The sequence below is a fragment of the Martelella endophytica genome, assembly GCF_000960975.1.
Lineage (GTDB): Bacteria > Pseudomonadota > Alphaproteobacteria > Rhizobiales > Rhizobiaceae > Martelella > Martelella endophytica.
In genome coordinates this window covers 403,401-427,341 of sequence record NZ_CP010803.1, presented here as the reverse complement: position 1 = coordinate 427,341, position 23,941 = coordinate 403,401, and the positions used below count along the sequence as shown (strand labels likewise).

The following is a 23,941-nucleotide window of genomic DNA, read 5'->3' as shown; positions in this document are numbered from 1 at the left end:
ACGTCTATTTCTGACTAAACCGCCCCGGCCACCTTTGCGGCCGGGCTTATGCTGTCGCCGCGCTTCTTGCGGGCGAGTGCCGCTTCGCCGCCCATGGTGGCGTGGTAAAGGGAGAGTTCTTCGAACTCGTCGGCCTGCGGCGGTGTGATCGCGACATCCTGATAGGCGTGACGGTCCGGATCGGCGAGCAACTCCTTCAGGATGGCGCGCGAGCCCGCGTAGAATCGCCAGTATTTCCACGCCTTCGACACGGTCTCGCTCCAGTAGCGGGGATAGAACACCAGCGGTGATTCCCGTTTCAGGCCGTGGCGGCGGTCGCGCCTGTGCTTGATCCTGAGGGCGCCGCCTTCAAGAGGATGGACATCCTCGAAATCGATCATCGACTTGAACCACAGCATCGTGCGGAAAACGGTCTTCGGCCGGCCGTTCGGGATCTGCGCTGCACGTTTCAGGATCGTGCGGATGTGGTCGGGGCTGTAGAAGGTATCCCAGGCGAGCTTGTAGGCCTCGTCCCATTCCGCATCCGACATCTTCGGATGGTGCGTGACGCGGTGATCGAGGTCGTATTTGTTGATGTCGGGATCCATCCACGTGCCCTTGGCGAGCAGGGTCTTGTGATCCTCCGATCCCGGAAGCGGTGTCAGAAAGAAGAATTCGAGGATGTCGAGCGGCAGTTCGCGCTTGATGATCTCAAGATCGCGAACGAGCGATTCCCTGGTGTCGCCGGGGAAGCCGATGATGTAGCCGGCATAGGTAATCGCTCCGTGGGTGCGCCACTTCTGCAGCATGTCGCGATATTCGGTGATCTTGTTCTGCCGCTTCTTGGCGGCGATCAGATTGTCCGGGTTTATGTTTTCAAGCCCGATAAAGACGCGGCGCACGCCGGCCTGGGTCGTTTTCTCGATGAAGTTCGGGATCTTGTGACAGAGCGTGTCGACCTGGATGGTGAGCCCGAGGCGGATGCCTTCCTCCTCGCGAAGCTTGATGATCCGGTCGACGAGAATTTCCCAGTCGCTGTTGCGGGCGAAATTGTCGTCGGTGATGAAGAACCGGTCGATGCCCTGCGCGTAATTGGCGCGGATGATCCGCTCGAGGTCGTCCGGCGTGCGGAAGCGGCTCTTGCGTCCCTGGACATTGATGATGGTGCAGAAGGAACACTGGTAGGGACAGCCGCGCCCGAGGTCGATGCTGGAATAGGTGCCGGCGGTGCGGCTCACATCCTTGCGCGACAGGATCGGCGGCGGTTCGCCGCTGAGGCCTGGCAGATTGTCCATGTGATTGTAGAGCGGCTTCAGCCGGTCGTGCCAGACATCGAGCAGCACCGCGTCAAGCCGGCCTTCCTCTGCCTCGCCGGCAAAGAGTGCGATGCCCATCGATTGCGCCTCGGCAAGCTCGGCCGGCATTTCCGGCAGCATGGCAATGCAGCCCGAGACATGGAACCCGCCGATTGCCACCGGCAGGTCGGCGGTCCGGAATTCCCGTGCCAGATCGAGCGCCCGGGGATACTGGTTGGACTGCACGCCGACGAGGCCGATCAAGGCCTTGCCGCCACGCGCCCTGATCCTTCGGACGATCCTTGAAGGAGAAACGCGACGATTGGTCTCGTCATAGGTCTCGATGTGGAAGTCGACGTCGCTGCCAAGGACGTTGCGAGCCTGTGCGTCTTCCGCGAGCGCATTCATGCAGGCAAGCGTGTTCGAGGGCAGGGCGGAGCGCAGCCACTGGATCGGATATCCGTCATCGTCGTAATGGGTCGGCTTCACCAGCACCAGGGTGAAGGCTTGGGGGCCGGAGCCGGAATTCGCATTGATCGCATCACCGCTCATGAGCCGCACTCCACAGAGTTGAACCCTTAGCCTAGCCGCAATCCCTCGCTACCGCAAGTTTAGGTGCGCCGGCAGGTCACTGCGAAACGATCTTGACCTCCTGGCCGACCGAAAGTGTGGCGCCGGCCGGAAGGTCGTTCAGGGCCCGGAAGAGGGCAAGCTTGCGATCGGTGCCCATCATCTGGGCTGAGACGCTGGCCATGGTGTCGCCAGGGGCGACCTTGACGACACGGATCCTGAGCGGCTTCAGATTGGCCATCTCGTCCGGCGTCATCTTGTGGAAGCTGTCGCGCAGCGCCGCGGCGATGCCGTCGAGATCGGTGCTGCCGCGCGGGGCCGCCGTCAGCAGCCGGTAGATGTCGTTGCCGTCGCGGATGGCTGTGACATCGAAGGCCCATTCGCCTGCGACGGCGCGGGCCGTCGCCGCAGGCATGCCGTTGACTGTCGCCGGGCGGACGGAATCCGGAACAAGGCCGGTCACCCAGCCGCTCTCGATATAGGATTCGATATCGCGCTTGCCGTTGGCCTTCACCCCGTCAAAGCGGATGGCGACGTCGTTCGGGCCGGTGGCCACGACGGCATTGGCCTTGTCGGTCATGGAGAAGCCCGGTGGCACGCGGAAACTGATGCGCAGGCCCGGATGATAGAAGTCCCGGCCGCGAATATAGCCTTCATCCGGATTGCTGCCGTAGAGCATGCCGTTGATGCCGTTCAGATAGTAATCCCTGCCGGTTTCGGTCGCGCCGACATTGGCGTATTGACGCGCCTGCTCCTCGGCAAGCTCGATGCGGCGCGGCGTGCTCGGATGGCTGGACAGGAAGTCCAGTGGCTGCGAATCAAGGTCGTTCGCCAGATAGTTCGCATAGGCCGACATGGCGTGCAGGAAGCGGGCGGCGGCATAGGGATCGTAACCGGCCTCGGCCATGGTGCGGATGCCGATCGCGTCGGCCTCCAGCTCCTGCTGCCGCGAGAAGGCGGCGAGCCGCAGCTTGCCGCGGGCGGCGATCTGTTCCACGCGGGCGTTGTCCGGAACGACCTCGGACACGACCTCGTTCGAGATCGCTTCGGCCTCTTCCAGCTGCTGGCGCTGAATGCCGTGATTGGCGGTGACGTGGGCCATCTCGTGGGCCAGCACAGCGGCGAGTTCGGAGGCATCATTGGCAAGCGCCACCAGCCCGCGGGTGACATAGAGATAGCCGCCCGGAAGCGCGAAGGCATTGATGGTTGGCGAGTTGAGGATGGTGATCCGGAAGGTCTGCTGCGGGTTTTCGGAAACCGCCGTCAGCGCCCCCGCGATGCGGGCCACCAGCCGCTCCACCTGGGGATCGCGATACTGGCCGCCATAGGTTTCGAGGATATGCGGATGTTCGCGCGCGCCCATGGCCGCGTTCGGATCGTTGCGCGTCAGCGCCTCGACGGTCTGTTCGGTGGCGACGGTCTCGGGACGGATGAAATACGTGTCGTCCGTCTGGCAGGCGGTCAGTGCAATCAGGCTCGCCATTGCCACTGCGGCGCCAAGCCGGCTGGCTTTCGCGGGCCGCGCCATCAAACTCATCATGCGGCCGAAACCGATTTGCTTCACCATGCCTGCACAGTCCGCTTGTACAAAACCCCTTATGGAAACGTTCCGCAGGGAAAAAGTTTCCGGAATTTCTCTCCGTTCCCGCCACGCGACCATCGGCCGTTTGCCGGCGGGACCGTCCTTTCGGTGGCACGCCGGCTTCCGGCCAGCGCCGAACCATGCCTCCGGTATTGCTGTTTTCCTGATGTAGTTCAAGTGGCGCACCACCCAATTTAATGGCTGCGACGCTTCGGCAACAGGAGCAAAAGCGCCGCTTCGTGGCAGCAATATGGACGTCGATTTGAAAACCCGTGGGGAAATCACTAGGTTGTGAGCGTGTCCGGTGCGCCGGACGCCCAATCCGCCGGTCGTCATGCAGGAAAACGCGTGTCGGCTCGTCCTGTTGGGGTGCGCGCGAGCGCGCCTCGAGAGAAGAAAACGGCGCCTCCCGCCGGTCTTCCGGCCGGGGTGCCCGGTGTTCACAAGGAAGGAGCACACGAAATGGCAGAAGCAAAGAGCGGCGATACCGTTCGTATTCACTACACCGGAACGCTGAACGACGGTTCCATGTTCGATTCCTCGCAAGGCCGCCAGCCGCTGGAATTCACCGTCGGTGCCGGCCAGATCATCCCCGGTCTCGACCGCGAAATCGCCGGCATGAACGTCGGCGACAGCCGCGCCGTGCAGGTCCCGGCAGCCGAAGCCTATGGCGATCACGATCCGCAGAAGGTTCAGGTCGTACCGCGTTCGGCCATGCCGCAGGAAATGGAAATCACGCCCGGCATGCAGCTTCAGGCCCGCACGCCGAATGGCGAGACGGTGCCGCTGATCGTCACCAAGGTCGAGCCGGAGGAAGTGACTGTGGATGCCAATCATCCGCTCGCCGGTCAGGACCTTAATTTCGCCGTAGAACTGGTTGAAATCGTCAAGGCCGCCTGAATTTCAGGGCGCTCCAGTGATGCCCCCGAGGCTGCTGAAGCCACTGCGGCGATATTGCGGTGCAGGGTTTTCGCCGCCTTGAACGGGCCAGGATTTTGCCCGACTTCGTCCTTTTTGAAGGGGCTGGTATGCGTTACCGCATTCCAGCCCCTTTTCCCTTGTAAAAAATCGGACGTTATGCATCTGTATGCGCGTGGTTGATCTGAAATGACTTTTTCTGAAATGGCTGGGAACTCCTGGTTGACTTCCTCGTTAGGGAGTCGACGGGTTTGATGGTGACTTCGCCCGCCGGTGAGCGTGTGTCGATTTTTCCGCCTGCCTGACGCAATGGTTTTTCAGAGCCCGCCGCTTTGCAGCATTTCAGGGAAAAGACTTTTCGAATTGACGGGATTGCGAATGAAACGACGGACTTTCCTAGCGCACACAGCGGTCAGCGCGATCGCTCTATCGGGTGTGGCCGGCGCGGCTTTTGCCCAGGATGCGCCGGTTGAACCCAGCAAGGTGCCGAACCAGAACGGCGAGCCGAAGGCGCCTGAGCCGGAAGCGGGCGGCTTTTCATTCGATACGCTGACGGCCACCATGAAGGCGAAGGCGGGCGAGGACTATCAGGAGCCGGGGCAGAATGTTCCCGAGCCCTTCAAGTCGCTTCAGTATGATGACTACCGGGCGATTCGCTACGATCCCAACAAGGCGATCTGGCGGGATCAGTCGGACTTCCAGCTTCATGCATTTTCGCTCGGCTGGCTGTTCAAGACCCCGGTCGAAATCTACGAGGTTGCCGACGGCAAGGCCCAGATGCTGCAGTTCACGGCGGACGATTTCATCTATCGCCCGCCGCTCAGCCCGGATCAGTTCAAGGGCATCCAGCTGCCGGGCGTTGCGGGTTTCCGAATCAACTACCCGCTGAACCGCAAGGAAGTCAGCGACGAACTGATCTCGTTCCTTGGTTCCTCCTATTTCCGGGCGTTGGGGCAGGGCAATCTTTACGGCCTGTCGGCGCGTGGCCTCGCGGTCAACACGGCAACGGGCCAGGGCGAGGAGTTTCCGCGGTTCTCCTCGTTCTATATCGAGAGGCCGACGGCAGACACCGACAAGATCACCGTTTATGCGGCTCTTGAAGGTCCGAGTGCGACGGGCGCCTACCGGTTTGTGATCACGCCTGGAAAAAATACGCGCATGGATGTCACGGCGCGGCTTTTTTTCCGGAACGATATCGAGCGTCTCGGCGTTGCACCTATGACTTCGATGTTCCTTTTCGGACCGGCCAACCACCATGCGTTCGATGACTACCGGGAACGGGTTCACGACAGCGAAGGTCTGAAGATCGTGCGAGCCGATGGCACCGAATTGTGGCGCAGCCTGCAGAATTCCAAGAAGCTGGCCAATTCCTTCTTTGCGGAGGAAAACCCGCGCGCATTTGGTCTTTACCAGCGCCACCGCGATTTTGATGACTACCAGGATGCCGAGGCGCATTACGAGCGCCGGCCGTCATTGCTGGTGGAGCCGCTCGGAAACTGGGGCAAGGGCGCGATCGCCCTCGTCGAAATTCCGACGGACAAGGAAGTCAATGACAATATCGTCTGCTTCTGGCAGCCGGACCAACAGGCCAAGGGCGGGGAATCCGCCGAGTTTGGCTACCGGCTGACCTGGGGGGCGATGGAAGAAGACACGGCGCGGCTTGGCCGCGTCGTGGACTTGCGCACCGGCGAAGGCGGTGTGTCTGGCGGCGAACCGGATGATGGCATCCGCAAGATCGTCGTCGACTTTGCCGGAACACCGCTGGATGACCTGGCGGCCGGTGCGGAAGTCAAGGAACAACTGAATGTAACCAACGGCAAGATCGAGCACAGCACGGTCTCTGCCATCCGCGGCCAGGGTATCTGGCGTCTCGCGATCGACCTGCGTCCCGACGGCGATGAGCCGGTGGAACTGGTTGCCTCCCTAACCGATGGCGATCGCGAACTGACCGAAACCTGGCTCTATCAATGGAGAGAAGGCAATGAGCGACCCAATTAACAGGTTCAATCAAACGTCCGATTTTAGCCGGTTCCTTCCGGCGGCGGCGCCGCTTCCCATGCCTGAACAGCGACTGGAGCGAGCACGCCGACGTTATGGCGTGCTGTCGATCATCCTGTCGCCGGTGCTCGCCTGGCAGCGCCCGCGTTCAATGCGTTTTTGATAGCCATGCGCCATAGAGGCGCATGCTGACCGTAGCCCGGCCGATTCGGCCGGGGCCCAGCAGGGGGAAGATCCATGCTAGCCTTCCGGCGCACCCTTTCGATGACCTTTGCCGCGATCGTTGCGGCCATCGCCACGCGTCTCGCGATGGATGTGTTTTTTGCCGATGGCACGGATTGGGTCGACTTCGTCAGGATCGGGCTTTGCGCGGCCACGGCTGCGTGGATTGCCTGGGGTGCAACGCTTGGTATCGGTGGCCTGATCGGCGCCCGTATCAAGACGCCGGCGCGCGCCAAGCTTGCCGAAAGCGGGCAGAGCGCCAAGACGGCGATCCTCATCCCTGTCTATAACGAAGACCCGCGCGCAACGTTTTCCTCCGCAGCGGCAATGGCAAGCAGCCTTGCCGCGACGCCCTATGGAAACCTCTTCGACATCGCCATCCTTTCCGACAGCCGCGACCCCGAGGTGATCGCGGCGGAAGAGCAATGGTTCCTCAAGCTGCATTCGGACATGCCGGAGGGGATAGAGGCCTTCTATCGTCGCCGCACCGACAATTCCGGCAAGAAGGCCGGCAATATTGGCGATTTCGTGCGCCGCCACGGCGCGCGCTATCCCTTCATGCTGATTCTCGATGCCGACAGCCTGATGGAAGGCGAGACGATCGTCGAAATGCTGCGGCGGATGGAAGCCGAACCCAAGCTCGGGCTTCTGCAGACGCTGCCGAAGATCGTTGCCTCCCGCTCGTGGTTCGCCCGGGCGCTGCAGTTCTCGGCCGGCCTGTTCTCGCCGATCTTCACCCGCGGCCTGGCCCGCATGCAGGGCGTCGAGGGGCCTTTCTGGGGCCATAATGCGATGGTGCGGACAAACGCCTTCGCCGAAAGCTGCGGCCTGCCAGCCCTGACCGGTGCCCCGCCGTTTGGTGGCCACATCCTTTCGCACGACTATGTCGAGGCGGCGCTGCTGGCCCGCAACGGCTGGATCGTCCGGGTCGATGCGGATCTGGAGGGTTCCTACGAGGAAGGCCCGCAGAATGCCGTCGATTTCGCCAAGCGTGACCGCCGCTGGTGCCAGGGCAACCTTCAGCATATCCGCCTCCTGTTCGCGCCCGGCATCAAGGCCTGGAACCGCTTCACCTTCCTTCAGGGGGTGATGGCCTATCTGAGCTCGCCCTTGTGGATGATGTTCATTGCCGCCTCCATCGTGGCGCCGCTGTTTGCGCCCGACCCCGATTATTTCCCGAGCCCCTATCTGCCGGCGATCTTCCCGCGTGCCGAGACGGCGCTTGCGGTGACGCTGCTCGTCGGCGTCGGCGGCCTGTTGATCGGACCGAAGCTCTTGATCGCGCTGCGCAGCGGGCTCTCCGGCGAGGCTCGTCGCTTCGGTGGCTTCATCGGCGTTTTCTGGTCGACTCTCATCGAGATCATCTGGTCCTCGATGCTCGCGCCGATCACGCTGATGTATCAGAGCCGCTCGGTGATGCAGGTCATCCTCGGCATGGATGGCGGCTGGCCGGCTTCCGATCGCGAAGGCCATTCGATCGGCCTTGGCGAAAGCTTCCGGGCCAGCTGGTGGATCGTGCTCACCGGTATTGTCATGCTGGCCGGGGCCTGGACGCTCGCGCCCGACCTGTTCTGGTGGCTGACGCCGATCGCCGTGCCGCAGATCCTGGCACCGTTGCTGATCTCCTTCAGTTCTTCGCCCGAAAGCGGCCGCATTGCCGCCCGGTGTGGGCTGTTCCGCACTGTTGAAGAGACCACGCGCCCTCCCGTGATGATCGAAAGAGATCGCATCATCGCGCGCTGGTTGGAACCCGACGCTTCCGTCTTCGTTAAAGAAGAGACGGATGAACCGAAAACGGGGGAAGCCGAACCCGCATATTCGGCGATGTAAGGATCAAGCCTTTGAACCAGGTGGCTGTGCGCTCCGGCGCATTGGCAGGGGCGCGCAAATCTGAGCGCGACCCCCGTATTGATGTCTTGCGCGGTCTGGCGCTGATCATGATCTTCATCGATCATGTGCCGGAGAACCTGTATTCGTTCTACACCATCCGAATGATCGGCTTTTCCGATGCCGCCGAGGCGTTTGTACTGATCTCGGGCATTTCGGCGGGGCTCGCCTATAGCCATCGCTTCGTGCCGGGCCAGATGTGGGCCGCGGCGCTGAGGGTCTGGAAACGGGGCCTTACCATTTACGGCGCGCATCTGCTCTCGACCATTCTGGCGCTGGCCATCACCATTCCGGTCGTCGTCTATTTCGGCATGATCGAGTTTGCTGAGAACAACGGCATCGACTGGGTCTGGGAAAAGCCGCTGGCGACGGCGATCGGCCTGTTCACGCTGAGCTACCAGGTGAGTTACTTCAACATCCTGCCGCTCTATGTCGCGCTCTTTGCCGCGGTGCCGCTGCTGTTGTGGATCGGCCGGCAGAGTCTCGGCATGATGCTTGGCTTCGCCGTCGTCATCTGGCTGGTCTCGCGCGGCCTCGACACCAACATGCCGGCCTATCCCGGCGATTGGGCATGGTATTTCGACCCGTTCTGCTGGCTGCTTCTGTTTGCGATCGGGCTTGCGATCGGCACGGCCCGGCGGCAGGGCTGGAGCCTCGTGCCGTTCTCGTCCAAACTTTATGCCCTTTGCGTCGGGTTTGTGGTGTTTGCGGCGGTCTGGCGGTTTACCGGGCACTACGCCTTTCCGTTTCCATCGATCACGCCTGCGATCATCGCCGATACCAGTAAGGAAACGCTCGGCCTGCCGCGCATCGCCCATATCCTGGCACTCGCCTATATCGTCATCTATCTGCCGGGTCTGCGCAGCCTGCTGGGGGCGAGGGTGTTCTCGCCGTTCAACATCATGGGCCGCGCCAGCCTCGTGACTTTCGTCACGGGCTCGCTGATCGCCTTCAGCCTGCAGCTCTTCCGCCTGATCGTTTCGACAACGCTGCTGGAGGATACGCTTTTGCTCCTAACCGGCATCGTCATCCAGTATGCGGTGGCGCGCTATGCGCTCGCCCGCGCCGGGCGGTTGCGGCAGAAACAGGCGAAGCCGTCCCCCCCGTCCGGTATCGATCGGCCCGCCCCGAAGGCGCTGGCGCTTTCCAAGCGCGGCGGATAGGCCGGCCTCGCGCCATCCCCGGTTGACCATGTCAGGCAGGCGCCCGTGCGGGCGCCTCCGCCGTCGCGCCCAGCGCCACGGGGCGGAGGCTGATGGCGGCAACCAGGCCGATGATTGCCGTCAGGCAGGCAAACATGAAGAGATGCGTGAAGGTGGCGCCGTAGCCGGCGATCGCCGCGTCATGGGCGGCGCCGGTGAGGGTGGAGATCGCTGCCGGCGTCACCTCGGAGAGCGGGCCGATGCCCGGCACGGGCGGCGCCGCGTTGAGCCCCTGCGCCAGGATGGCGCCATAAACAGAAATGGCCGATGCGCCGCCGATCATCCGCGACAGCGTCACCGTTCCGGTGGCCGCGCCGATATCGCCGCCGCGTGCGGCGTTCTGGACGCCGAGCACGGGGACCTGCTGGCCAAGCCCGATACCGAGACCCTGCATGCCCATGACCAGGGCAATGGCAAAGAGCGGTGCGCTCGTGGCGATCAGCGTCAGCGTCGCAAAGCAGCATGTGCTGATCGCAAGCCCGGCGATGGCGTAAGGCTTGTAGCGACCGGTCGCCGACATCAGCCGGCCGCTCGAGATCGACCCGACAACGATGCCCAGGGTGACAGGAATGAAGAACAGACCTGCCGCAGTCGGCGTCAATTCGTGGACGGTCTGCAGGAACAGGGCGAAGTAGTTAACCATGCCGATGGCGATGCCGCCGCTGGTGATCGAGACGAGGATGAGCAGGGCGACGGTCGGGTTCCTAAGTAGCGACAGCGGAATGATCGGCTCCGGCGCCAGTCTTTCGACCATGATCCAGACGATTGCGCAGAGGATGGCGAACCCGATCACCGCCAGGCTTTCCGGCGCCAGCATGGAGCCGAAGATCTGCGCGGAATCGCTCCACAGAACAATGCCGGTCACGGTGATCGCGAGCAGGAGCGCGCCGGCGAAATCGATCCTCGGCGTGCGGTTCGGCTTGCGGTTGGGGATCAGGAAGAACAGTCCGACGAGGACGATGATGCCGAGCGGCAGATTGATGAGAAAGATCGAGCGCCAGCCGAAGGCGGCGGTCATGGTGCCGCCGAGCAGCGGGCCGAGCGCACCCGAGGTCATGATCACCAGGCTGGAATAGCTCTGGTATTTCGGCCGCTCCCGTGGCGAGAACAGGTCTGCATTGAGTGCGAAGATCGACACCATCAGCCCGCCACCGCCGAAACCCTGCAGGACGCGGGCGGCGATCAGCGTGTTCATCGACACCGCCAGGCCGCAGGTGAGCGAACCGATGAGAAACAGGATGATCGCTCCCATCAGCACATATTTCCGCCCGATAAGGTCGCCAAGCTTGCCATAGATCGGCATGACGGCGCAGGAGGCGAGCAGATAGGCGGACGCCACCCAGCCGAAACGCTCGATTTCGCCGAACTCGCCGACGATTGTGGGCAGTGCGGTCGAGACGATCTGATTGTCGAGCGTCGCGAGAAACATCGACATCAGGAGAAAGATGAAGGCGACGATGCGCAGCCGTGGATGTTCGACCAGCGATACGAAGGAAGGCTGCTCCGGCATGAAACAAGGGATCCTGATCTTTGAGTTCGGACCGGATATATGCTGACGACAATTATTTGTCAACGGCATGTATTTGCGATAAGCATATTTCAAATCGATCCTGAATCTGTTAATGACGACGCCATGAACACTTCGCAAGACGACACCGAACTGAACCAGGCAATCGAGCGCCTTTCCGCGGCGATGACCCGCAATCGGCTGATGACCCGCCGACGGATCATCGCCCGCATTGCCATCGCCAACATCGCGCCGGCGCTGGAAATCACCCATCTCGATGTGCTTGACGTGGTGCGGCGTCTGGAAGGCAAGGGCAGCGCCACCATCGGCGCCGTGGCCGAGGGCATGCGGATCGATCCCTCGCGGGCGAGCCGCATCGTCGCCGAACTCGTCAGTAACGATGTGCTCGAACGACGCATCTGCCAGAGCGACGCCCGCCGTTCCATCCTCGTGATCACGCCCAAGGGCCGCAGCCTTGTCGACGAGATGCGGGCGGTCAAGCGCTCGCTGCTCGACACGGTGACGGAAAGCTGGGAACCGGAAGAGCTGATCGTCTTTTCGAAGCTCTACGACCGGTTCATCACCGGGCTTGAGGATTATGCCCGCGCCTTCAATGCCGGCGAGGGCCGTGCGGAGGACGAGGAAGAGGCGGGCAAGGAGCGCGCCTGAGCGTCGGCAACCGGCTACTGCGGTCGCTGGTCTCCGTTTTGGGCCGCTCTCGCGCCTTCTGCCGGTTAAACCGCTTTTGTTTGCCCGCGACATTCGCTATTGCCATAGCGCATGAGAGAAGGCGATGTCTTTACAGTCCTGTTGTCCGGAGCGCTGGTCATCGATGACCGCGTCAGGCGGCTTGTCGCGGGGAGCCGGGTGATCGCGGCCGACGGCGGCATGGCCCATGCCGATGGCCTGGGCGTCAAGCCGGAGCTCTGGGTCGGCGATTTCGATTCCACCGATGCGGCGCTTTCCGAACGCTTCCCCGATGTCGAGCGACAGGGCTTCCCGCCGGCCAAGAACGAGACCGACGGCGCGCTTGCCGTTGCCGTCGCGCTGGAGCGCGGCGCAAGGCGGATCGTGATGGCCGGCGCGCTGCAGGGCGAGCGCACCGATCACGGCATGATGAACATGCTGCACGCCGTCAGCCTCGCCGAAGGCGGTATCGACATCGTCCTGACCTCCGGCACGGAGGAGGCCTGGCCGCTTCTGCCTGGCACCACGACCATAGACATGCCCAAAGGCGCTCTGTTTTCGATCCTTGGCTTTGCCGATCTCAGCGGCCTTTCGATCGAGAACGCGGGTTATGAGCTCGACGGTTTTGAAGCGCCGTTCGGTCTGCCGCGCACCGTTTCCAATATTGCCGGCAAGAGCCCGGTTGCCATTACCCTGAAGACGGGACGTGGCATCGTTCTTGTCCGGCCGCATGATTTTTCGGGAGTTTGAGGCATGGCGCCTCCGATTTTGAAACTGGACGACATTCACCTGAGCTTCGGCGGCACGCCGCTTCTGTCCGGCGCCGGCTTCCAGGTCGAGCCGGGGGACCGTATCTGCCTTGTCGGACGCAATGGTTCGGGCAAGTCGACGCTGCTGAAGATTGCCGCCGGCCTCGTCGAAGCGCAGTCCGGCGAGGTTTTCCGCCATCCCTCCGTCACCATCCGCTATCTGGAGCAGGCGCCGGACTTCTCCGGCCACAAGACGGTGGAATCCTATGTCGTTGCCGGGCTTGCGCCGGGCGACGAGCATTACCGCGCCGACTACATGATGGAGCACCTTGGTGTTTCGCCGTCTGCCGATCCGACGACGCTTTCGGGCGGCGAGGCGCGCAGGGCGGCGCTGGCCCGCGTGCTGGCGCCGGAACCGGATATCCTGCTGCTCGACGAGCCGACCAACCATCTCGATCTCACCACCATTGAATGGCTGGAAGAGGAGCTTGCAGCCTCGCGTTCGGCGCTGGTGCTGATCTCGCATGACCGGCGCTTCCTCGAAAACATCTCGACCGCCACCGTCTGGCTCGATCGCGGCACGGCGCGGCGGATGGATCGCGGCTTTGCCGGCTTCGAGGAGTGGCGCGACAAGGTGCTGGAAGAGGAAGAGGCCGAGCAGCACAAGCTCGCCCGCGCCATTGTGCGCGAGGAGCACTGGCTGCGCTACGGCGTCACCGCCAGGCGCAAGCGCAACATGCGCCGCCTTGGCGAGCTGCATGACATGCGCGCCCGTCACCGTTCGCATCAGGGCCCGCAGGGCACGGTCAACGCCACGGTCAGCGATGTCCGCGAGAGCGGCAAGCTGGTGATCGAGGCGGAGGACATCACCAAGTCCTATGGCGGCCGTTCGATCGTCAAGCCGTTTTCGCTGAGGGTTTCGCGCGGTGACCGGATCGGTCTCGTCGGCCCGAACGGCGCCGGCAAGACGACGCTGCTGAAAATGCTCACCGGCCAGCTTGCGCCCGACAGCGGCACGGTCCGCCTCGGCGTCAATCTCGAGATCGCGCTCATCGACCAGAAGCGTGAGGAACTCGATCCCGATGATACGCTCGCCCACTACCTGACCGACGGTCGCGGCGACACGCTGCTGGTCAATGGCGAACAGCGCCATGTGACCGGCTACATGAAGGACTTCCTGTTCCAGCCCGAGCAGGCGCGCACGCCGATCCGCAATCTGTCGGGTGGCGAGCGGGCGCGGCTGATGCTGGCGCGTATCCTGTCGCGTCCGGCGAACCTCCTGATCCTCGACGAGCCGACCAACGACCTCGACATCGAGACCCTCGATCTTCTGCAGGAGATCGTCGCGGGCTTTGCCGGCAGTGTCATCCTGGTCTCGCATGACCGCGACTTTCTCGACCGCACCGTGACCTCGACCATCGCGCCGGCCAATCCGCTGTCGCCGGATGGCGAATGGCTGGAATATGCTGGCGGCTATTCCGACATGCTGGCCCAGCGCAAGGGCGCCGAGGCGGAGGCGAAGGCGGCCGAGAAAAAGGAAAAGCAGGCCGCCCGCGAGAAAGCGGCACCCGAGCCGTCGAAGGCCAAGGGCAAGCTTTCCTACAAGCAGAAATTCGCGCTTGAAAACCTGCCGAAGGAGATGGCGAAGATCGAGGCCGATATCGCCAAGCTCGAGGAACGCATGGCCGATCCGCAGTTTTTCGCCCGTGATCCTGACGGGTTCTCCAAGGCGGCGAAGGTGCTTGAGCGCGAGCGCGAGACGCTTGCCGCCAAGGAGGAGGAATGGCTGGAGCTTGAGATGCTCAGGGAGGAGCTTGAAGGGTAGGCGATGAAAACCTTCATCTACTTTTCATATGGTTCCAACATGTTGACGGAGCGGCTCGAGGCGCGGTGTCCGTCCGCCATAGTCATCGGCGCCGCACGTCTTGCCGGATATGGCCTGCGCTTCACCAAGCTGAGCGACAGGGACATGTCGGCCAAGGCGACCATTGCGCCTGCTGTGGAAGAAAGAGTGTTCGGAGTGCTCTACGAAATCGATCTTGCCGAACTGGCGGATCTTGATCGGGCTGAGGGCGCGCCGAAGGGGTATCGGCGGGTGGAGCTCGACGGTTTCGAGCGACTTTCCGACAGGGCGCGCCAGCCGGCGATCACCTATGTCGAACAGCCCGACCATCACGATCCGAAGCTGAGGCCCTATGACTGGTATCTGGCACTCGTGCTTGCCGGGGCTCGTCAGAACGATCTGCCGGCTGACTATATTGATGGTATTGCGGCGCAGGCGTTTGCCGTTGATCCCGATCCTGAACGGAAAACGCGCAATGAGGCGCTTGTTCTGCTCGAAAAAGCCGGATTCACGGCGGACGGTGATTTTCGATGACAGCCAGGCCGGGCTTGCAAGCGGCCGTGTAACCATCCTACATAAGACGCCTTGATTGCGTGAAAGCGAAGAGAGAATGCCGAAGAAAGACGAGGACGCGCATCACCTTCAGCGCTGGATAGGAACGGCGGCGGCCAATCGCCTGCCGCTCATCCCCTCGGTCACGGCGGCGCGCTGGCTGCTTCTCGGTGTCGCAATCGCGGCGGTCTATTTCTTCCACGGCTTCCTGGTGCCGGTTCTGGCGGCGCTGATCATCGCCTTCGCCTCGCAGCCCGTCTTCAACGATCTGAACCGCAGACTGGGCTATCGCCGCGCGCTGACGTCGGCGATCGCGATCTGTCTGATTCTGCTGTTCCTGATCCTGCCGATCATCTTTGCCGTACTCTATATGTCGCGCGAACTCGAGGCCTGGATCACCTGGGCGAGCCAGGCGAACCGCGTCGGCGCGCCGGTGCCGGACTGGATCCACAACCTGCCGGTGGTTGGCACCTGGGTCGCGGACAAGTGGCAGGCCTATCTCGGTCAGCCGGGCGATATCGGCCAGCTCATCCAGGCTGTCAGCGGCGAGAATATCGGCGGCATCTATCGCACCGCGCTGTTTGTCGGCGGCCGGGTATTCGGCCTGGTGCTGTCGGCGCTGTTCATGCTGATCGCGCTGTTCTTCATCTACAAGGACGGCCCCAAATTTGCCGATCAGCTCGACATGATCGGCGAGCGGCTGTTTCCGGATCGCTGGCACCGGATCTCGCGGGTGGTGCCCGCGACGATCTCGTCGACCGTCACTGGCATGACGCTGATTGCCATGGGCGAGGGCGTTGTGCTCGGCACAGCCTATTATCTCGCCGGTGTTCCGAATTTCGTGTCCTTCGGGCTGCTGACCGCCGTGATGGCGATGGTTCCGGGCGGTGCGCCGCTGACCTTCACGCTGATCTCGGGCTATCTGATTGCCCGCGGCACGCCGGTTCACGGCATCGGGCTGCTCGCCTGGGGCACGATCGAACTCTTCATCGTCGACAAGACGCTGCGGCCCCGCCTCGTCGGCGGGCCGATCAAGCTGCCCTTCCTGCCAACCTTTTTCGGCCTTGTCGGCGGCGTCAAGACCATGGGCCTCATCGGCCTGTTCGTCGGTCCGGTGCTGATGGCGCTGATCGTCGCGATCTGGCGGGAATGGGTGCTGGAGGCGTCCACCGGCAAGGTTGCCGAGGCGCCTGTCGAACCGTCGCCGGGGCTCGCGCCGGAACGTGTAAGCGAGCCGCCCCCCGCCGGCGGACCGCCGGTCAGGAAACCGGTCAGCCGCGAACCACTAGCCTGACGCCCGTCCTCAGATGCGGCAGCAGCACCCGCATGGCCGCCGGAGCGATCGCGATACAGCCCGCCGTGCCGGAGAAATCGGGCCGGGCAAGATGAAAGAATACCGCCGAGCCGCGGTTTCGCGACCGGCTGGTGATGTTCCAGTCGATGACGATCACGAGATCGTAGATGCCGTCGTCGCGCATCAGCCGTTCGTGACTTGCCCGGAAGGGCAGGCGGACCGGGCGGTTGTAGGCGGGCGAGGCCGGCTGATCGCACCAGCCCGTATCGGCACGGGTCCGCACGAGGCGAAGCGCGCTCGCCGGCACGGTGCCGGCATGGTAGCCGCCAAGCAGTTTCATCGTCGCGATCGGCGTTCTGCCATCGCCCTCGCGTTTTCGTGCCGTCAGGCCGCTGCGCCCGATCGCGGCGCGGAAGACGAGCGGGCCGAAGGTCAGGATGGCGCGGTGTGGCGCCCCGGGGGCGGCGCGCACGGTGATGACCGGGGAGGCGTTTCTGCGTTTTTTCACTTTTTTTTGCTTTGTGCGTGAAATCGTTTAATTTCTATAGCATTGGGCCCGGAGGCCGCAATATGCGGGATGGTGAGGGCAGAAGGGCAGCTTGATGACGGCAAGAACGATTTTGCTGGTCGATGACGACCAGGACCTGCGCGAAACGCTGGTGGAACAGCTCGAACTCTACGACGAGTTCGACATCCGCTCCGCCGACAGTGCCGCGCGGTCGCTGAAGATGCTGCGCGAAGAGCAGATCGACCTCCTGATCATGGATGTCGGCCTGCCGGACATGGATGGCCGCGAGGCGGTCAAGCTTGCCCGCAAGAACGGCTTCAAGGCGCCGATCATCATGCTCACCGGCCACGACACCGATTCGGATACGATCCTCGGCCTGGAGGCTGGTGCCAACGACTACGTCACCAAGCCGTTTCGGTTTGCCGTGCTTCTCGCCCGTATCCGCGCGCAGTTGCGCCAGCACGAACAGAGCGAGGATGCCACCTTCAATGTCGGGCCCTATGTCTTCCGTCCCGGCCAGAAGCTGTTCACCACATCTGACGGCAAGAAGATCCGGCTGACGGAAAAGGAGGCGGCGATCATCCGCTACCTTTACCGCGCCGGCCAGAAGGTGATAACCCGCGACATGCTGCTGGAAGAGGTCTGGGGCTATAATTCGGGTGTCACGACGCACACGCTCGAAACCCATGTCTACCGGCTGCGGCAGAAGATCGAGGAAGACCCGTCAAGCGCGCGCATCCTCGTCACCGAAAACGGCGGATACAAGCTGGTGCCATAAGGCCGGCCGGGGCTTGAGAGGGGGCTGACATGGCTTTGTCGCGTGATATCGAAACGCTCAGGCGCACCGAACTCTTCTCCGGCTTTTCCGATGAACAGCTCCGGCTTATCGCCTTCACGGTGACACGGCTGAAGGTCGAGGCGGGTGAGCTTCTGTGCGCGGAAGATGGCGAAAGCGAAGGCGCCTTTCTCATCGAAACGGGCACGCTGTCGCTTGAGGCGGGCGGACGCTCCGCCGGCATTGCCGGTCCGGGCAGCCTGCTCGCGGAGGCGGCGCTGATCAGCCCCGTGCCTTACCGGTTCAGCGCTGCGGCGCGCGAAGCCGCGGAAATCCTGTTCATCCGCCGCGACCAGTTCCTTCGCCTCGTTGCCGAATACCCGGCGATCGCCACCGAAATGGACCGCCGCTTGCGCAAGAGCTTTTCGGAAATGGTCAGCGCGCTCGACGCGGTGAAGACGCGGCTTGCCGATTTTTGAGCGGGAAAAGCGGTTTCGCCGCTCAGATTTCTGACAAGCTTATTCCTTTAGCGGGCGTCATTCTTGGGCCTGTCCCGAGCGTGACGGCGGAGCGTAAGGCTGGCTTTGTCAGCAGTCAGAGCAATTTCGCCTCAAGCAATCTCCCCCTCAAGGGGGAGATTGATCATTTGAGGACCCGGTGTCTCCGTCCCGGAGCGATGCCGCCTTACTTGGCCAGCGCGTCGCAGGCGTCCTTGGCGAGCTTGGTGATGCCGGCCCAGTCGCCGCCAACGACCATGTCCTTCGGCGCAACCCAGGAGCCGCCGACGCAGAGGACATTCGGGAGCTTCAGGTAATCGGGTGCGTTCTGCAGCGAAACACCGCCGGTCGGGCAGAACTTGATGTCGGCGAGCGGCGAGGAGAGCGCCTTCAGATAGGGTGCGCCGCCGGCCTGCTCCGCCGGGAAGAACTTCATAACCCGGTAGCCTTCCTCGCGCAGCGACAGCACTTCGCTGGCCGTCGCCGTGCCCGGCAGCAGCGGAACTTCGCTGTCGTCGGCCGCGTCGAGAATGTCGCCGTTGATGCCCGGCGAGACGATGAACTTGGCACCGGCCTCGACGGCGGCTTCATAGTCCTTGGCCGAAAGGATGGTGCCGGCGCCGATCACTGCACCTTCGATCTCCTGCGACATGGCATGGATGACCTCGAGCGCGGCGTCAGTGCGCAGCGTGATTTCCAGTGTCTTCAGGCCGCCGTCGACCAAAGCCCGCGCCAGCGGCACGGCATGCTCGACCGATTCCACGATCAGCACCGGGATAACCGGCTGGGCAGTCAGGGTTTTCAGGAGAAATTCGGTTTTTGCTTGCATCGTCGCACCAGCCTTTTTGCACTTGTGTCGCGTTGTGTTTGGAATACCGTGCTGCAGGCATCAAGTCGAGCCCAAAGCATCTCGGCGCCTTCATAACGTATTTTTGTTGTGTCAGTTTGACCTCGATTAAAAAACTTGCGGACCAGTGACGGAGCGCACCACCATGGCGAAGGAAATCGAACGGAAATTTCTGGTCGATGGCGATGAATGGAAGGACGAGGCGGAGCGCGGCGTGCGCTTCACCCAGGCCTATCTTTTCGGCGGACCTGCCCGCTCTGCCCGTGTGCGCATCCTGAACGACCGTTCGGCCCGCCTGACGATGAAATTCGGCGCCGGCCTTTCCCGCGACGAGTATGAATACGACATTCCGGTGGAGGATGCCCGCGAGCTGGTGGGCCATGCCGAGGGCGTTGTCATCGACAAGACGCGCTACCGCGTTCCGCATCGCGGTTTCGTCTACGAGGTCGACGTGTTCCACGGTGCCCATGCCGGGCTCATCCTCGCCGAGGTCGAGTTGCCCGACGAGCATGCCGAGCCCTCGCTGCCCGCCTGGCTCGGCCGCGAGGTGACGGGCGACCGCCGCTATATCAATCAGTCGCTTGCAGAGACCGGCGGCCTTCCCGAGGAGACGCGCTGAATGCCCTTCGCACTCGATCCCGACAAGCCCTTCGACGAGGCCGTTGAGGCGGTTGCCGTTTCGCAGCTCGAGGATGCCATCGAACTTCTGAAGAAGAAACCGAAAGGGCTGTACGAGGCAATTCACGATGCCCGCAAGAAGTTCAAGCGCGTCCGTGGCCTCTATCGTCTCGTTCGTCCGGCGGCGAAGGATTTCGCCAAGGCCGAGAATGCCCGCATCCGCGATCTCGCCGGTGCGCTTTCGGCGGGCCGCGATGCCACAGCCCTGATCGAATGCGTCGATTACCTGCGGGAAAGCGTGCAGACCGGGAAGGCAGACATGGCGCTTGCCCGGCTCGAGGCCGGCCTTATTGCCCGCCGCGCCGCCTCCGAGCTCTCCGAGGCGGAACTCAAGAGCCACGTCAAGGATGCGATCGGCGGCTGCCGGGACGCGATCGAGGCGGTGAAGAAGTTTGATTTTGCCGATGGCGCCAAGGCCGCCGGCCATTGCATCGAAAAAGCCTGGAAACGCGAGCTTGCGCATGCCCAGGTCGCCCTGATGACGGCGCAGGCCGAAGGTGAGGATGAGAACTTTCATGAATTGCGCAAGAAGAGCCAGACCTACTGGATGTTTACAGCGCTTGCATCCGCCGCCTGGCCATCGGCGCTGAAAAGCAAGCGCACCGAGGCCAAGGCGCTTGCCGACCTGCTCGGCCACGAACACGACCTGTCGGTACTGATTGCTCTTCTCGACGGGCCGGATGCACCCGATATCGGCGCCGACATCCTGACAGCCTGCCGTGTCCTCGCTGCGCGAAAACGCAAGGAACTGCGCAAGCGCGCCATCAAGGCCGCCCGCAAGGTGTTTGGCGACGAGGCGGAAGAGGAGGCTGAAATCCTCGGCACGCTCTGGCGCAAGCGCATGAAGGGCTGAAGCCGCCGGCAATTGCAAAGAAGGGCCAATGCGTGTATTGGGCCTGCCAAACCTCAAGCAGCACAATTCGCGGAGAGAGACCATGTCGTATCTGGTCGCAGCCCTTTATCATTTCGCGCGCTTTACCGATTACCAGGCGTTTCGCGCGCCGCTCCAGGCGGTCGCCGAAGAGAACGGCATTCGCGGCACGCTGCTGCTTGCCCATGAAGGCATTAACGGCACCATCGCCGGTTCGCCGGAGGGGATTGCCAATGTGCTCTCATTCCTGCGCGCCCGCCCGGAACTTGCCGGTCTCGAGCACAAGGAAAGCTGGGCCACGAAAATGCCCTTCAACCGCCTCAAGGTGCGGCTGAAGAAGGAAATCGTCACCATGGGCGTTACGGATATCGACCCGCTGAAATCGGTCGGCACCTATGTCGAGGCGAAGGACTGGAATGCGCTGATTTCCGATCCGGACACGATCGTCATCGATACCCGCAACGACTACGAGACCGCGATCGGCACCTTCCGCGGTGCCGTCGATCCGCATACGAAAACCTTCCGCGAATTTCCGCGCTGGGTGGCGGAGAACGCCGGCCTGCGCAACAAGCCGAAGATCGCCATGTACTGCACCGGCGGCATCCGCTGCGAGAAGGCCACCGCCTTCATGAAGGAACAGGGCTTTGACGAGGTCTATCACCTGAAGGGCGGTATCCTGAAGTATCTGGAAGAAGTGCCGGAAACGGAGAGCCTCTGGGACGGCGCCTGCTTCGTCTTCGACGAGCGCGTCTCGGTGACGCACGGGCTGAAGGAAGGCGAGCACGCGCTTTGCCATGCCTGCCGGCATCCGCTGACGCCGGAAGACAAGCTTTCCGCGGACTATGACGAGGGCGTTTCCTGCCCGCATTGCGCCGAGGCCTATTCCGATGCCGACCGCGCCCGCTTCCGCGAGCGCCAGCACCAGATCGCGCTGGCAAAAGGGCGCGGTGAGCGCCACCTCGGTGCTTGAGAGCGGCCAAAGCTCTCCCTTGCCGCAGGCCCTCCGGCTCCCTATAACCGAAGGGTAATCACAGCCGGAGACAGAGCCATGACGGACGCCGCGAAGACGACAATCGACGAAAGCCAGGTCGAGTGGTTTTCGAAAATGGCGGCCGAGTGGTGGGACCCGCGCGGCAAGTTCAAGCCGCTGCACAAGTTCAATCCGGTGCGCATTGCCTATATCCGCGAAAAGGCGTCGAGCCATTTCGACCGGGACGAGAAATCCGCGCGTCCGCTCGACGGGTTGAGGATACTTGATGTCGGCTGTGGCGGTGGGCTGCTTTCCGAGCCGCTGACGCGCATGGGCGCAACCGTTACCGGCATCGACCCCGCAGAAAAGAACATAGGCATCGCCTCCACCCATGCCGCCGAAAGCGGGCTTGAGATCGATTATCGCGCTGTTACAGCAGAATCGCTTGCCGAAGCGGGCGAGACCTTCGACATCGTGCTCAACATGGAAGTGGTCGAGCACGTCGCCGATGTCGATTTCTTCCTGACCACCTGCGCCTCGCTGGTGCGGCCGGGCGGCATGATGTTCGTCGCCACGATCAACCGCACGCTGAAGGCTGGCGCGCTCGCGATCTTCGCAGCCGAGCGGGTGCTGCGCTGGCTGCCGCCGGGAACCCATCAGTATGAAAAGCTGGTGCGGCCGGAGGAAATCGAGAAGCCGCTCACCGCCGCCGGCATGACGCCGATCGAGCGCCAGGGTGTGTTCTACAGCCCGCTGACCGACAGCTGGAACCGCTCGAAGGACACCGATGTCAACTATATGGTGCTGGCAACCAAGCCGCCGGCTTCGGCCTGATCAGCGGAAGACCTCGTCCGGATAGACGCCCCACAGATCGTTCTGGTGCATGTAGCCGGTAATGCCGCTGGTCTCGACTTCGCACCAGGTGCCGTCGCAGTCCTTCATGAACACGATGGCGCCTGGCTGGATCGTCGCCACGTCGCGGGCCGAATCGTCCTGCTGCGCCTTGATGTCGAGGAAGGGCACGTCCTTGTCGGTGCGCAGCCACGGCGCGACCATGGCGTTGCGGACGGAGGAGAGCACGGAGACATGCATCCAGCCTTCGGTGCCGTCGGCGTCACGCACCTGCCGCCAGACGCTGTATTCCTCGGTGATCTCGACCGGCAGGCCGGGCTTCTTGTAGATCCATTTTGTGGCGTAGTTGAAGCCGGGGCCGACGCGCATGCGCGCCCGGTCAGGCTTGATGATGGCGAAGCGCGGCAGCGGTGCGCCGGAGGCGCCACGACGTTGCTCGCTCTGCGCCTCGGCCGGTGTGAGAATGGCGATGACGAGAAGGGCCGACAGCACTATGGTGATAAAGCGACGCATGAACCCCTTCCTGCAATGCGGCATCTGACACCCTCGCCGCTTCGGCCGGAGCCATCGTCCGTTCGCTCAGGTGGAAAAAAGCCTCCAATATGTGCATTATCGCCCGACATGATTAATGAGCTGTTAACCGATGACCAATGCCAGAAAACCCGTCGTCTTCGTCACGCGGAAACTGCCCGCGCCGGTGGAGGCGAGGATGGGCGAACTGTTCGACACCCACCTGAACCGCGATGACCATCCGCTCTCGCGCGACGAGCTCGCCGCCGCCATGCAGCGCGCCGACGTTCTGGTGCCGACCCTGACGGACCGCATCGATGCCGGCCTGATCGAGGCTGCCGGGCCGCAGCTGAAACTGATCGCAAGCTTCGCAAACGGAACCGATCACGTCGATGTCGACGCCGCCGCCCGCCGCGGCATCACCGTCACCAACACGGCCAACGTGCTGACCGAGGATACCGCCGACATGACCATGGCGCTGGTGCTCGCCGTGCCGCGCCGGCTCGCCGAAGGGGCGCGGTATCTGGCAAATGCCGGGCCGGGCGAATGGCAGGGCTGGAGCCCGACATGGATGCTCGGCCGCCGCATCTGGGGCAAGCGGATCGGTATCGTCGGCATGGGGCGGATCGGAACGGCGGTGGCCCGCCGGGCGCGGGCCTTCGGCCTGTCGGTCAACTATCACAATCGCAAGCGCGTCAGCCCGGAGACCGAGGCGGAGCTGGAGGCGACCTACTGGGACAGCCTCGACCAGATGCTCGCCCGCGTCGATATCGTCTCCGTCAACTGCCCGTCTACGCCGGCAACCTATCACCTGATTTCGGCACGTCGCCTGGCGCTGCTGAGGCCCGAGGCCTACATCGTCAACACTTCGCGCGGCGATGTCATCGATGAGGAAGCGATGATCCGCTGCCTGGAGGAGGACCGCATCGCCGGTGCCGGCCTCGATGTCTTCGAGAACGAGCCGGACATCAATCCGCGCCTGCTGCAGCTTGCCGACGCCGGAAAGGCGGTGCTGCTGCCGCATATGGGCTCCGCAACGCTCGAAAGCCGGATCGACATGGGCGACAAGGTGATCATCAACATCCGCACCTTCTTCGACGGCCACCGACCGCCGAACCGGGTGCTGCCGGGCCGCAACTGACGCCGCT

23 protein-coding genes are annotated in these 23,941 nt (G+C 63.0%); 17 read left to right on the top strand and 6 right to left on the bottom strand.

Annotated elements, in window-relative coordinates:
* Positions 1 to 14: 14 nt before the first annotated feature.
* Both TM49_RS01955 and TM49_RS01950 read right to left on the bottom strand, forming a co-directional pair.
* On the bottom strand, positions 15 to 1,826 hold the full coding sequence (locus tag TM49_RS01955) for a B12-binding domain-containing radical SAM protein (RefSeq protein ID WP_045679305.1): 1,812 nt from the start codon (positions 1,824 to 1,826) through the stop codon (positions 15 to 17).
* A 76-nt stretch (positions 1,827 to 1,902) separates the two neighbouring features.
* Complete coding sequence (locus TM49_RS01950) at positions 1,903 to 3,411, bottom strand: M48 family metalloprotease (RefSeq protein WP_425283268.1); 1,509 nt, start codon at positions 3,409 to 3,411, stop codon at positions 1,903 to 1,905.
* A gap of 477 nt (positions 3,412 to 3,888) precedes the next feature.
* On the opposite strand from TM49_RS01950, the gene TM49_RS01945 reads away from it, so the two are divergent.
* The 5 genes from TM49_RS01945 to TM49_RS01930 all read left to right on the top strand — a co-directional run bounded on the left by TM49_RS01945 (position 3,889) and on the right by TM49_RS01930 (position 9,614).
* Positions 3,889 to 4,326, top strand: a complete 438-nt coding sequence (locus TM49_RS01945; protein ID WP_045679304.1) for an FKBP-type peptidyl-prolyl cis-trans isomerase — start codon at positions 3,889 to 3,891, stop codon at positions 4,324 to 4,326.
* A gap of 396 nt (positions 4,327 to 4,722) precedes the next feature.
* The gene (locus TM49_RS01940; protein ID WP_045679303.1) at positions 4,723 to 6,342 is read left to right on the top strand and encodes an OpgD/OpgG family glucan biosynthesis protein; all 1,620 of its coding nucleotides are present in this window, start codon (positions 4,723 to 4,725) and stop codon (positions 6,340 to 6,342) included.
* Positions 6,326 to 6,505, top strand: a complete 180-nt coding sequence (locus tag TM49_RS23280) for a hypothetical protein (protein ID WP_144409444.1) — start codon at positions 6,326 to 6,328, stop codon at positions 6,503 to 6,505. Before TM49_RS01940 ends, TM49_RS23280 begins: the two co-directional genes overlap by 17 nt.
* A 74-nt stretch (positions 6,506 to 6,579) precedes the next feature.
* Complete coding sequence (mdoH, locus tag TM49_RS01935; RefSeq protein WP_045679302.1) at positions 6,580 to 8,394, top strand: glucans biosynthesis glucosyltransferase MdoH; 1,815 nt, start codon at positions 6,580 to 6,582, stop codon at positions 8,392 to 8,394.
* 20 nt (positions 8,395 to 8,414) lie between these two features.
* A complete protein-coding gene (locus tag TM49_RS01930) occupies positions 8,415 to 9,614 on the top strand; it encodes an OpgC family protein (RefSeq protein ID WP_244464848.1) in 1,200 nt (399 codons plus the stop codon).
* A 31-nt stretch (positions 9,615 to 9,645) separates the two neighbouring features.
* Here the strand turns inward: TM49_RS01930 and TM49_RS01925 are convergent, their stop codons facing one another.
* Entirely contained in the window at positions 9,646 to 11,163 is a 1,518-nt protein-coding gene (locus tag TM49_RS01925; RefSeq protein ID WP_045679301.1) for an MDR family MFS transporter, read from the bottom strand.
* Between the two features lie 123 nt (positions 11,164 to 11,286).
* Here TM49_RS01925 and TM49_RS01920 point away from each other — a divergent pair, with 123 nt between their 5' ends.
* The 5 genes from TM49_RS01920 (at position 11,287) to TM49_RS01900 (ending at position 16,285) form a co-directional block, all read left to right on the top strand.
* Complete coding sequence (locus TM49_RS01920; protein ID WP_045679300.1) at positions 11,287 to 11,829, top strand: MarR family winged helix-turn-helix transcriptional regulator; 543 nt, start codon at positions 11,287 to 11,289, stop codon at positions 11,827 to 11,829.
* Between the two features lie 111 nt (positions 11,830 to 11,940).
* Positions 11,941 to 12,597, top strand: coding sequence for a thiamine diphosphokinase (locus TM49_RS01915; protein WP_045679299.1), 657 nt, complete (start codon positions 11,941 to 11,943; stop codon positions 12,595 to 12,597).
* Positions 12,598 to 12,600: 3 nt separating this feature from the next.
* Complete coding sequence (locus tag TM49_RS01910) at positions 12,601 to 14,421, top strand: ABC-F family ATP-binding cassette domain-containing protein (protein ID WP_045679298.1); 1,821 nt, start codon at positions 12,601 to 12,603, stop codon at positions 14,419 to 14,421.
* A 3-nt stretch (positions 14,422 to 14,424) separates the two neighbouring features.
* Complete coding sequence (locus TM49_RS01905; protein ID WP_045679297.1) at positions 14,425 to 14,973, top strand: gamma-glutamylcyclotransferase family protein; 549 nt, start codon at positions 14,425 to 14,427, stop codon at positions 14,971 to 14,973.
* A 76-nt stretch (positions 14,974 to 15,049) separates the two neighbouring features.
* Positions 15,050 to 16,285, top strand: a complete 1,236-nt coding sequence (locus TM49_RS01900) for an AI-2E family transporter (protein ID WP_045679296.1) — start codon at positions 15,050 to 15,052, stop codon at positions 16,283 to 16,285.
* Here the strand turns inward: TM49_RS01900 and TM49_RS01895 are convergent.
* Complete coding sequence (locus TM49_RS01895; protein ID WP_244464777.1) at positions 16,263 to 16,793, bottom strand: L,D-transpeptidase family protein; 531 nt, start codon at positions 16,791 to 16,793, stop codon at positions 16,263 to 16,265. The genes TM49_RS01900 and TM49_RS01895 overlap by 23 nt on opposite strands.
* Before the next feature lie 94 nt (positions 16,794 to 16,887).
* Between TM49_RS01895 and TM49_RS01890 the strand changes: the two genes are divergently transcribed.
* Positions 16,888 to 17,571 (top strand): response regulator transcription factor, encoded by a 684-nt coding sequence (locus tag TM49_RS01890; protein WP_045679295.1) that lies wholly within the window; start codon positions 16,888 to 16,890, stop codon positions 17,569 to 17,571.
* A gap of 29 nt (positions 17,572 to 17,600) precedes the next feature.
* The gene (locus TM49_RS01885; RefSeq protein WP_045679294.1) at positions 17,601 to 18,047 is read left to right on the top strand and encodes a Crp/Fnr family transcriptional regulator; all 447 of its coding nucleotides are present in this window, start codon (positions 17,601 to 17,603) and stop codon (positions 18,045 to 18,047) included.
* Between the two features lie 205 nt (positions 18,048 to 18,252).
* Here TM49_RS01885 and TM49_RS01880 read toward each other — a convergent pair whose 3' ends face one another.
* Positions 18,253 to 18,894, bottom strand: coding sequence for a 2-dehydro-3-deoxy-phosphogluconate aldolase (locus TM49_RS01880; protein ID WP_045679293.1), 642 nt, complete (start codon positions 18,892 to 18,894; stop codon positions 18,253 to 18,255).
* 163 nt (positions 18,895 to 19,057) lie between these two features.
* Here TM49_RS01880 and TM49_RS01875 point away from each other — a divergent pair, with 163 nt between their 5' ends.
* The 4 genes from TM49_RS01875 to ubiG all read left to right on the top strand — a co-directional run bounded on the left by TM49_RS01875 (position 19,058) and on the right by ubiG (position 22,265).
* A complete protein-coding gene (locus TM49_RS01875; protein WP_045679292.1) occupies positions 19,058 to 19,531 on the top strand; it encodes a CYTH domain-containing protein in 474 nt (157 codons plus the stop codon).
* Positions 19,532 to 20,443: a CHAD domain-containing protein gene (locus TM49_RS01870; protein WP_045679291.1), complete on the top strand. Its 912-nt coding sequence runs from the start codon at positions 19,532 to 19,534 to the stop codon at positions 20,441 to 20,443.
* Positions 20,444 to 20,525: 82 nt separating this feature from the next.
* Positions 20,526 to 21,431, top strand: a complete 906-nt coding sequence (gene trhO / locus TM49_RS01865; RefSeq protein ID WP_082074579.1) for an oxygen-dependent tRNA uridine(34) hydroxylase TrhO — start codon at positions 20,526 to 20,528, stop codon at positions 21,429 to 21,431.
* 78 nt (positions 21,432 to 21,509) lie between these two features.
* Positions 21,510 to 22,265 (top strand): bifunctional 2-polyprenyl-6-hydroxyphenol methylase/3-demethylubiquinol 3-O-methyltransferase UbiG, encoded by a 756-nt coding sequence (gene ubiG, locus TM49_RS01860; protein WP_045679289.1) that lies wholly within the window; start codon positions 21,510 to 21,512, stop codon positions 22,263 to 22,265.
* Here the strand turns inward: ubiG and TM49_RS01855 are convergent, their stop codons facing one another.
* A complete protein-coding gene (locus TM49_RS01855) occupies positions 22,266 to 22,796 on the bottom strand; it encodes an SH3 domain-containing protein (RefSeq protein WP_052699665.1) in 531 nt (176 codons plus the stop codon).
* 130 nt (positions 22,797 to 22,926) lie between these two features.
* Here TM49_RS01855 and TM49_RS01850 point away from each other — a divergent pair, with 130 nt between their 5' ends.
* On the top strand, positions 22,927 to 23,934 hold the full coding sequence (locus TM49_RS01850) for a 2-hydroxyacid dehydrogenase (protein WP_045679288.1): 1,008 nt from the start codon (positions 22,927 to 22,929) through the stop codon (positions 23,932 to 23,934).
* The last annotated feature ends 7 nt before the right edge of the window (positions 23,935 to 23,941 follow it).

What these genes read in the sequence shown, in the direction of transcription:
- TM49_RS01850 (WP_045679288.1), top strand. Translation starts at nt 22,927, where the DNA reads ATGACCAATGCCAGAAAACCCGTCGTCTTCGTCACGCGGAAACTGCCC.
- TM49_RS01885 (WP_045679294.1), top strand. Translation starts at nt 17,601, where the DNA reads ATGGCTTTGTCGCGTGATATCGAAACGCTCAGGCGCACCGAACTCTTC.
- trhO (WP_082074579.1), top strand. Translation starts at nt 20,526, where the DNA reads ATGTCGTATCTGGTCGCAGCCCTTTATCATTTCGCGCGCTTTACCGAT.
- TM49_RS01870 (WP_045679291.1), top strand. Translation starts at nt 19,532, where the DNA reads ATGCCCTTCGCACTCGATCCCGACAAGCCCTTCGACGAGGCCGTTGAG.
- TM49_RS01925 (WP_045679301.1), bottom strand. Translation starts at nt 11,163, where the DNA reads ATGCCGGAGCAGCCTTCCTTCGTATCGCTGGTCGAACATCCACGGCTG.
- TM49_RS01855 (WP_052699665.1), bottom strand. Translation starts at nt 22,796, where the DNA reads ATGCGTCGCTTTATCACCATAGTGCTGTCGGCCCTTCTCGTCATCGCC.
- mdoH (WP_045679302.1), top strand. Translation starts at nt 6,580, where the DNA reads ATGCTAGCCTTCCGGCGCACCCTTTCGATGACCTTTGCCGCGATCGTT.
- TM49_RS01880 (WP_045679293.1), bottom strand. Translation starts at nt 18,894, where the DNA reads ATGCAAGCAAAAACCGAATTTCTCCTGAAAACCCTGACTGCCCAGCCG.
- TM49_RS01945 (WP_045679304.1), top strand. Translation starts at nt 3,889, where the DNA reads ATGGCAGAAGCAAAGAGCGGCGATACCGTTCGTATTCACTACACCGGA.
- TM49_RS23280 (WP_144409444.1), top strand. Translation starts at nt 6,326, where the DNA reads ATGAGCGACCCAATTAACAGGTTCAATCAAACGTCCGATTTTAGCCGG.
- TM49_RS01875 (WP_045679292.1), top strand. Translation starts at nt 19,058, where the DNA reads ATGGCGAAGGAAATCGAACGGAAATTTCTGGTCGATGGCGATGAATGG.
- TM49_RS01890 (WP_045679295.1), top strand. Translation starts at nt 16,888, where the DNA reads ATGACGGCAAGAACGATTTTGCTGGTCGATGACGACCAGGACCTGCGC.
- TM49_RS01940 (WP_045679303.1), top strand. Translation starts at nt 4,723, where the DNA reads ATGAAACGACGGACTTTCCTAGCGCACACAGCGGTCAGCGCGATCGCT.
- TM49_RS01920 (WP_045679300.1), top strand. Translation starts at nt 11,287, where the DNA reads ATGAACACTTCGCAAGACGACACCGAACTGAACCAGGCAATCGAGCGC.
- ubiG (WP_045679289.1), top strand. Translation starts at nt 21,510, where the DNA reads ATGACGGACGCCGCGAAGACGACAATCGACGAAAGCCAGGTCGAGTGG.
- TM49_RS01915 (WP_045679299.1), top strand. Translation starts at nt 11,941, where the DNA reads ATGAGAGAAGGCGATGTCTTTACAGTCCTGTTGTCCGGAGCGCTGGTC.
- TM49_RS01910 (WP_045679298.1), top strand. Translation starts at nt 12,601, where the DNA reads ATGGCGCCTCCGATTTTGAAACTGGACGACATTCACCTGAGCTTCGGC.
- TM49_RS01950 (WP_425283268.1), bottom strand. Translation starts at nt 3,411, where the DNA reads ATGGTGAAGCAAATCGGTTTCGGCCGCATGATGAGTTTGATGGCGCGG.
- TM49_RS01905 (WP_045679297.1), top strand. Translation starts at nt 14,425, where the DNA reads ATGAAAACCTTCATCTACTTTTCATATGGTTCCAACATGTTGACGGAG.
- TM49_RS01900 (WP_045679296.1), top strand. Translation starts at nt 15,050, where the DNA reads ATGCCGAAGAAAGACGAGGACGCGCATCACCTTCAGCGCTGGATAGGA.
- TM49_RS01955 (WP_045679305.1), bottom strand. Translation starts at nt 1,826, where the DNA reads ATGAGCGGTGATGCGATCAATGCGAATTCCGGCTCCGGCCCCCAAGCC.